Raw genomic sequence first — 7,908 nt, 5'->3', positions numbered from 1 at the left:
GTCGTGGTCTGCGCCGGCGGCGGCTCGGACGTCGGCCCGCCCAGCGGGGGATCGACCACCGCGGTCGTCGTCGGCGCGGAGCCACCGGCACTGGGCCGGGCGGGGGCGCGGACGGGGCCGCCACCGCTGCCGGGTGCGTTGTTCCCGTTGCCCGCCGAACCGCCGGAACCACTGCCGCCGTTACCCCCCGCATCCTCCCGGGGGGCACCCGTGTCAGGAGGAGGGACCACCGGCGAGTCGGGACCGGGTTCGGGTTCGGACGTGGCGACGGCGTCGCTCGGCCGGTTGTTCGTGCCGATCTCCGCGGACGAGGGAGGGGTGGGCCACAGCATCACCGCGGCCCCGACCGCCGCGGCGGCCAGGAGCCCGCCGATCCCCACCAGCAACCCGACCTGCCGCTGCTCGGGAACCGGCTCGCGGTGGATCCACTCCGCCTGAGGCGCGGCCGACGGCGCCGGGCTGCCGGAGAGCAACGACGTGGCGGGCTCGTGCGACGCCGCGGGGTAGCCGGCGAACCTCCCGGACTGCGACGAGGCGCCCGCGGGGGTCAGGGCGGGCAGCGGCGGCCGGACCGGCGGGAACACGGCGGCACCGGCAGGGGTCCAGTGCTCGACCACCTCCGTGGTGCCGGTGACGGGGGGGATCACCACACCCGGCCACGACGCGGTCGGCTTCGGCGAGACGGCCAGCGCTGCACCCTTGGCAATGGCGTTCTTCGGGTCGGCGTCGACGGCCACGGGCCTGCCGAGCTGCTCGGACACGAGCTGCCCGACCAGCGGGATGCGCGACGAGCCGCCCACCAGCAGCACCGCCGTTAGCTCCTCGGGGATGAGGCCGGCCGAGGCGACCGCCCTGCGCAGCGCGGCGACCGTGTCCTCGATGTGGGGCCGGATCATCGCCTCGAACTCGCTGCGGTGCAGCCGCACCGAGCCGCGGGAGGCGGGCATCAGCACCGGAATGGAGACGTCGGTGTCGCTGCTCAGCGCCTCCTTGGCCTCCGTGCACTCGCGCCGCACCCGGGCCACGGCGGCGAGCACCGCGGGGTCGGTGTCGTCCAGATCGGCGGGGAAGGCCGCCGGCAGGCCCGACCTGACGTGCTCGAAGACGGCGTCGTCGAAGTCGATGCCGCCGAGCCGTTCGATCCCCTCGGGATGGCCGAGCAGTCCGAATCCGACGCCGGCCGCGTCGGCCGACAGGTCGCCCTTGCGGACGACCGCGGCGTCGAACGTGCCACCACCCAGGTCGTAGACGGCGATCGCGGAGCCGGCGGGGATCCGCTCGGCCGCCGCGTAGTGCAGGGCGGCGGCCTGCGGCTCGGCCAGGAACGTGACGGTCAGGCCATGGTCCGCGAGCGCCTCCGCGAGCAGGTCCTTCTTGTGCGTGCCCCATGACGCGGGATGGGTGACGGCGATCCGGTCGGCCGGGCCGCCCTCCCGCTCCGCCACCCGGTCGACCACCCACCGGACCAGCAGGGCCGACAGCTCCTCCGGGGCCCACGCCCGCCCGGCCACCAGGATCGGCGTCGGGTCGCCGATCCGGCGCTTGAACTCGCGTATCACCCGATCCGGGTCGGTCAGGGCGCGGCGCTCGGCGGCATCACCGACCACGACCGAGCCCTCGGGGGCCACGAACAGCACCGACGGGACGATGGAGCTGCGGGTGCCGAGGGTCACGACCTCCGGCTCGGCCCAGACCTGGCCAGGCGACCGGCACACGGCAGCTGAGGTATACGTCGTCCCCAGGTCGATACCGAGCTGGTAGCCCATCGAGTTCCCCTCAGCCGCCGATCCGGCCCCGACGCCGGGATCGGTCCCACTTCTAACGGCATCGCAGTATTGCGTACGTCCGTTAGCTCCCGAACGGGTCACGCAGGGGTGGGAGCCCGATCCCCTATGTGTTCCCCCGGGTCCCCCGACGGCTCGGCGCCCGATCCCCGAACGGGCGGTCGGCGAACCATGGCTGATCCCCGATGGCCCGGGGGTGCCCCCCTCATAGCTTTCGTCTCAACGCCGGTCGGCCCGACCGGGACCCCACCGACACACCGGAGATGATCGCCATGAGCGAGCCGATGACGCTGCTCGAGTTCCTGCGTGAGCTGCTCACCAACGAGCAGGCCCGCGACTGGTACGCCGACGACCCCGACGCCGCTCTGAAGTACTACGGCCTCGACGACCTCAGCCCGGCGGACGTCCACGACGCCCTCACGCTGATCGAGGACAACCAGACCGCCGACTTCGACCGGGAGTACAACACCGGCCACAACGAGGTGCACTTCCCGTCGCCGCCGCCGGTTCCGGTGCACTACGAGGGTGGCGACCACGAGGCAGCGGTCGAGTACCTCAACCGGTACATCACCAACAACTACGTCAACGACCAGGACACCATCGTCGACAACTCGACGAACCAGCAGATCGACACCCACGGTGGCGACTTCGACCAGGACATCGACGTCGACTCGGTGGTCGCCTCCGGCGACGGCTCCGTGGCGGCCGGCGGGGACATCGACGGCTCCACCATCGTGAGCGGCGACGGCAACCAGGTCGGCGACGGCAACGTCAGCGGGCACGACAACGTCGTGGGTGACGGCAACAACGTCATCAGCGGCGACGGCAACACCGCCGCGTTCGGCGACGGCGACGCCAACAGCGCCTCCTTCGACGACGTCTCCGTGGGCAACGGCGGCGCCATCTCGGTCGGCGGCGACGCCAGCGGCGACTACGACGTCGAGGACTCGTTCAACGAGACCAACACGACGGTCAACACCCACACCGAGTACGACGACTCGTTCAACGAGGACAACGACAACACGTCGAACTCCTTCAACGAGTCGCACTCCTCGACCGACGTCGACTCGCACGACGAGACCGTGAACCACGTCGGAAGCCACAACGACGTCGACATCGACCACTGATCAGGTTCCACCCGCGCTGACCGCGGCCCCGCTCCTGCAGGAGCGGGGCCGCGGTCGGCGCTGCACCGCCGCACGTCCGGGAGGCCACCCTCCCGCCGATCGGAAAGGCCGGTCCCGGCCCCCCGATCCCCCAGGCAGACACGACGCCGAGCCCCCACCTCCGGGATCGAGAACTCTGGACGATCCCCGATGGCCCGGCCGGCGGAGCGACCTAGTTTTCCTGGCAACGCCGGTTCGCCCGGCAGCCCGCGAACCCGACCCACATTGGGGAGATGACCGAGATGACCACCTCGACCTCGCTGCTCGACCTGCTGCTCAACCTGCTGCGTGACCCGGAGGCGCTGGCCGCCTACAAGGACGACCCGGAGAGCTTCCTGGCCTCCTGCGGCGACATCTCGCCCGACGACGTCCGCGACGCCCTCGTCCTGCTCGAGGACAGCCAGGACGCCGACTTCGACCGCGAGCACAACTCCGGTGGCAACGGCGGGCACCACAACGTCCACGTGCCCCCGCCGCACACCCCGGACCGGCACGACGGTGAGAGCGACCACGACGCCACCGTCCGCTACCTGAACACCTACATCACGAACAACCACGTCGACGACCGCGACACCATCGTCGACAACTCCGTCAACCAGCAGATCGACACCGGTGGCGGCGACTTCGACCAGGACATCGACATCGACTCCTCGGTCGCCTCCGGCGACGGCGCCGTGGCGGCAGGCGGGGACATCGAGGACTCCACCATCGTCACCGGCGACGACAACCAGGTCGGCGACAACAACGTCAACGGCGAGCACAACGTCGTGGGTGACGACAACAACGTCATCAGCGGTGACGACAACACCGCCGCGTTCGGCGACGGCGACGCCAACAGCACCTCGTTCGAGGACGTCTCGGTGAACAACGGTGGCGCGATCGCGGTCGGTGGCGACGCCGACGGCAGCTCCGACGTGGACGGCTCGTTCAACGACACCACCACCGAGACCAACACCAGCACCGAGTACGACGACTCGTTCAACGAGGACAACGACACCACGTCGGGCTCCTTCAACGACTCGCACTCCTCGACCGACGTCGACTCGCACGACACCACGCACAACGACGTCGACAGCCACAACGACCTCACGGTCGACCACTGATCACGTTCACCGGTCGCCGGAGCCCGCCCCATGCCGGGGTAATCTCCAGCTGATGCGACCACCGGCCCCGCCACTCCACGGGATCCTCCGAGGTGGCGGGGCCGGTGTCGTTCTTGGAAGCAGCAGGTTCGCGCCTGCACACGCAGCCGTGAGGAGGGCAGGGACACCGTGGCGGTACCCGCAGCGGTCGAACTGGTCGACCTCGCACTGAAGGCCACCACCGCCTACGAACGGTCCGATCTCGGCGGCAGGCTGCTCCAGACGCGCAAGCGCCTGGTCGACCCCGATGTGCGGGTCCTCGTGGTCGGGGAGTTCAAGCAGGGCAAGAGCCAGCTGGTCAACGCGCTGGTCAACGCTCCGGTCTGCCCGGTGGACGACGACATCGCCACCGCCGTGCCCACCGTCGTCAAGCACGCCGAGACCACCACGGTCGCCCTGGTGCGGGAGGGCTCCGAGAACGGGGCCCCGGAGCGCATCGAGGTGCCCGCCGCGCGGCTGGCCGAGTACGTCTCCGAGGCGGGCAACCCGGGCAACAAGGCGATGCTGAGCTACGCCGAGGTCGGGCTGCCCCGCAAGCTGCTCGCCGGCGGCCTGGTGCTCGTCGACACCCCCGGCGTCGGCGGCCTGGGGTCCGCACACGGCGCCGCCACCATGTCGGCGCTGCCGAGCGCCGACGCCGTGCTGCTGGTCTCCGACACCGCGCAGGAGTACACGGGACCCGAGCTGGAGTTCCTGCAGGCGGCGCTGAAGCTGTGCCCGAACGTGGCGTGTGTGCTCACGAAGACCGACCTCTACCCGCACTGGCGCCGGATCATGGAGCTCGACCGCGGCCACCTCGCCGCCACCGGGATCGACGCCGAGATGTTCCCGGTGTCCTCCATGCTGCGGTTGCACGCCGCCAAGACGCAGGACACCGCGCTCATGGACGAGTCGGGGTTCCGTCAGCTGGTGAACTTCCTGCTCAACAAGGTGGTCGCCCAGTCCGACGACCTGGACCGGCGTTCGACGAGCCACGACGTGCTGTCCGTTGCCGAGCAGCTCGCCGCGGGGATGAAGGCGGAGCTCGAGGTCCAGCAGGACCCGGAGCGCATGGAGTCGCTCGTCGCCGAGCTGTCGCGGGCGAAGGGCAACGCCGACGAGCTCAAGCAGCGCTCCTCACGGTGGCAGATCACGCTCAACGACGGCGTCGCCGACCTGCAGTCCGACATCGACTACGACCTGCGCGACCGGCTGCGCACGATCACGCGCGAGGCTGAACAGCTGATCGACGACGCCGACCCGGCCGAGATCTGGGAGCAGTTCGCGGAGTGGTTCCACCAGCAGGTGTCGTCCGCGGCGTCCGCCAACTTCGTGTGGGCGGCCGAACGTGCCCGCTGGCTCGCCGGGCGGGTGGCCGAGCACTTCGCCGAGGGAGCCGACATCCTGCTTCCCGAGCTGCGGTTCGACGACGAGGGGATGGCCGGGAAGGTCGACCCGCTCGTCAAGCCCGAGGTGGAGAAGTTCGGCACCGGCCAGAAGCTCCTGACCGGGATGCGGGGCGGCTACAGCGGCATGCTGATGTTCGGCATGCTCGGCGCCTTCATGGGCCTGCCCATCTTCGCGGGGGCGCCCGCGGGTATCGCGCTGGGCGTCAAGTCCGTGCGTGACGAGAGCAAGAGGCAGCTGATGAAACGGCGCTCGGACGGGAAGCAGGCCGTGCGCAAGCACATCGACGAGGTGACGTTCCAGGTCGGCAAGGACTCCCGCGACATGCTGCGGCGCACCCAGCGGCAGCTGCGTGACCACTTCAGCGCCATCGCCGAGGAGATGAGCACGTCGCTGGCCGCGTCGGTGCTCGCCGCGCAGAACGCGGTGAAGACCACCAGCTCCGAGCGTGAGCGGCGGATCCGCGACCTCAAGGCCGAGCTCGAGCGCATCGACGGGCTCGCCACCAGGGCGCGCGCACTCGTGAAGGACCTGGGTGCCGGTCAACCCGTCGCCGTCGGGTCGGGGGCAGCGCCCCGGAGCCCGGCGAGGAAGTCCCTGTGAACGGTCCCACCCCCGCGCTCGGCTCCGTCGTCCGCGTGCTGTTGCGGCGCACGATCGACGTCTACCGCGACAGCCCGAACGCCGTCGGGTGGCTGCAGCACAACCTGAACCGCTTCGACGAACCGTTGCGCGTCGCGATCGCCGGCAAGGTCAAGGCCGGGAAGTCGACGCTGCTCAACGCACTGGTCGGCGAGGAGATCGCGCCCACCGACGCAGGCGAGTGCACCCGCATCGTCACGTGGTACATCGACGCCCAGGTCCCCAAGGTGATGATGTACCCCAGGGGGGTGCCACCGCGGCAGCTCGCGATCAGCCGTGCGAACGGCGCACTGTCCTTCGACCTGCAGGGCACGCCGGTCGAACAGGTGGACAAGCTCGAGGTGGAGTGGCCGTCGCAGAGCCTGCGCACCCACACCCTCATCGACACCCCCGGTATCGCGTCGTTGTCGGCCGACACCTCGGCCAGGGCCGGCGCCTTCCTCACCCCCGACGAGTCGCCCAGCCAGGCCGACGCCGTGATCTACCTGATGCGCCACCTGCATGCCACCGACGTGCGCTTCCTGGAGTCGTTCTTCGACCAGGGCGTGGCCAGGGCGACGCCCGTCAACACGATCGGCGTCCTGTCCCGGGCCGACGAGATCGGCGTCGGGCGGCTCGACGCGCTGAGCTCGGCACGCCGGATCGCGCGGCGCTACCGGGCCGACGAGAAGATCCGGGGGCTGTGCCAGACGGTCGTGGCAGTGGCCGGCCTGCTCGCCCAGACCGGGCGCACCATGCGTCAGCACGAGTTCGCCGCCCTCACCGCGCTCGCCGAGCTGCCCCGGGCCGACCTCGACGCGATGCTGCTGTCGGTCGACCGCTTCTCCCGGGCCGAGCTCCCGGACCCGTCCACCGGGCCCGACGCCGACACCCGGGCCCGCCTCATGGAGCGGTTCGGCCTGTTCGGCGTGCGGCTGTCCACCACGCTGATCCGCCAGGGCATGAACGACCCGAACGCCATCGCCACCGAACTGGTGAAGCGCAGCGGGCTCGACGATCTGCGCAGCGTGCTCGCCACCCAGTTCACCGAGCGCCGTGACCTGCTCAAGGCGCGCTCGGCGCTGCTGGCCGTCGACCTCGTGCTCACCCGCGAGCCCCGCCCGGCGGCCGCGCCGCTGGTGGCGGAGGTGGAACGGATCCTGGCGGGCGCCCACGAGTTCGCCGAGCTGCGGCTGCTGTCGACGCTGCGCTCCGGTGCGGTGCGGCTGCCCACCGAGGCACTGCAGGAGGCCGAGCGGCTGCTCGGTGGCGACGGCGGCTCGGCCGCCGCGCGCCTCGGGCTGGAACCCGACGCCCACCCCGACGAGCTGCGCGCCGCGGCGCTGGACGCCGTGGCCCGCTGGCAGCGGCGGGCCGAGAGCCCGATGTCCGGACGCGCCGTGTCGGACGTCGCCCGGCTGGTGGTCCGCAGCTGCGAGGGCGTGCTCGCCGGCCTGTACCGCTGACGGAGGCCAGGAGGGCTCTGCGCGCTCCTACGCCTCCGCGGCGTTGCCGACGATCTGGCGCAGGTGGGCGAACAGCTCGCCCCGGCTGCTGGAGCCGAGCCGCTGGCGCATCCGGGCCACGTGGTGCTCCACGGTCTTCGCCGAGATGAAGAGCTGCTCGCCGATCTCCTTGTAGGTCAGCCCCTCGAGCACCAGTGCCGCCACCTCGCGTTCGCGCCCGCTCAGCGGACCTTCGTCGCCCGTGGCCGGGGGGAGGTCGGGGTCCGGGACCGCGGGGGGCTGGCCACCGGCCTGGCGCGCCGCGGGCACGGTGACCGGGATGCCCGTGGGACCGGTGTCGCTG

The 7,908-nt window shown here is 71.3% G+C and carries 6 protein-coding genes; 4 read left to right on the top strand and 2 right to left on the bottom strand.

Annotated features, from left to right (window positions below; genetic code table 11):
* Nucleotides 1–1,766: Hsp70 family protein (locus tag HF577_RS35695; RefSeq protein WP_169400422.1), on the bottom strand; the 1,766-nt coding region annotated here is incomplete at its 3' end.
* Between the two features lie 290 nt (nucleotides 1,767–2,056).
* Between HF577_RS35695 and HF577_RS35690 the strand changes: the two genes are divergently transcribed.
* The 4 genes from HF577_RS35690 (at nucleotide 2,057) to HF577_RS35675 (ending at nucleotide 7,565) form a co-directional block, all read left to right on the top strand.
* A complete protein-coding gene (locus tag HF577_RS35690) occupies nucleotides 2,057–2,911 on the top strand; it encodes an IniB N-terminal domain-containing protein (RefSeq protein ID WP_169400421.1) in 855 nt (284 codons plus the stop codon).
* A 272-nt stretch (nucleotides 2,912–3,183) separates the two neighbouring features.
* Entirely contained in the window at nucleotides 3,184–4,053 is an 870-nt protein-coding gene (locus HF577_RS35685) for an IniB N-terminal domain-containing protein (protein ID WP_246267912.1), read from the top strand.
* Nucleotides 4,054–4,221: 168 nt separating this feature from the next.
* The gene (locus HF577_RS35680; RefSeq protein ID WP_169400420.1) at nucleotides 4,222–6,081 is read left to right on the top strand and encodes a dynamin family protein; all 1,860 of its coding nucleotides are present in this window, start codon (nucleotides 4,222–4,224) and stop codon (nucleotides 6,079–6,081) included.
* A complete protein-coding gene (locus HF577_RS35675; protein ID WP_169400419.1) occupies nucleotides 6,078–7,565 on the top strand; it encodes a dynamin family protein in 1,488 nt (495 codons plus the stop codon). Before HF577_RS35680 ends, HF577_RS35675 begins: the two co-directional genes overlap by 4 nt.
* Before the next feature lie 27 nt (nucleotides 7,566–7,592).
* Here the strand turns inward: HF577_RS35675 and HF577_RS35670 are convergent.
* Nucleotides 7,593–7,908 (bottom strand): helix-turn-helix domain-containing protein (locus HF577_RS35670; protein ID WP_169400418.1); only part of this gene is annotated, 316 nt, incomplete at its 5' end.

This window comes from Pseudonocardia xinjiangensis, assembly GCF_012911925.1.
GTDB lineage: Bacteria > Actinomycetota > Actinomycetes > Mycobacteriales > Pseudonocardiaceae > Pseudonocardia > Pseudonocardia xinjiangensis.
Note: the sequence above shows the minus strand (reverse complement) of the source record. Positions and strands in the feature narration are given on the sequence as shown.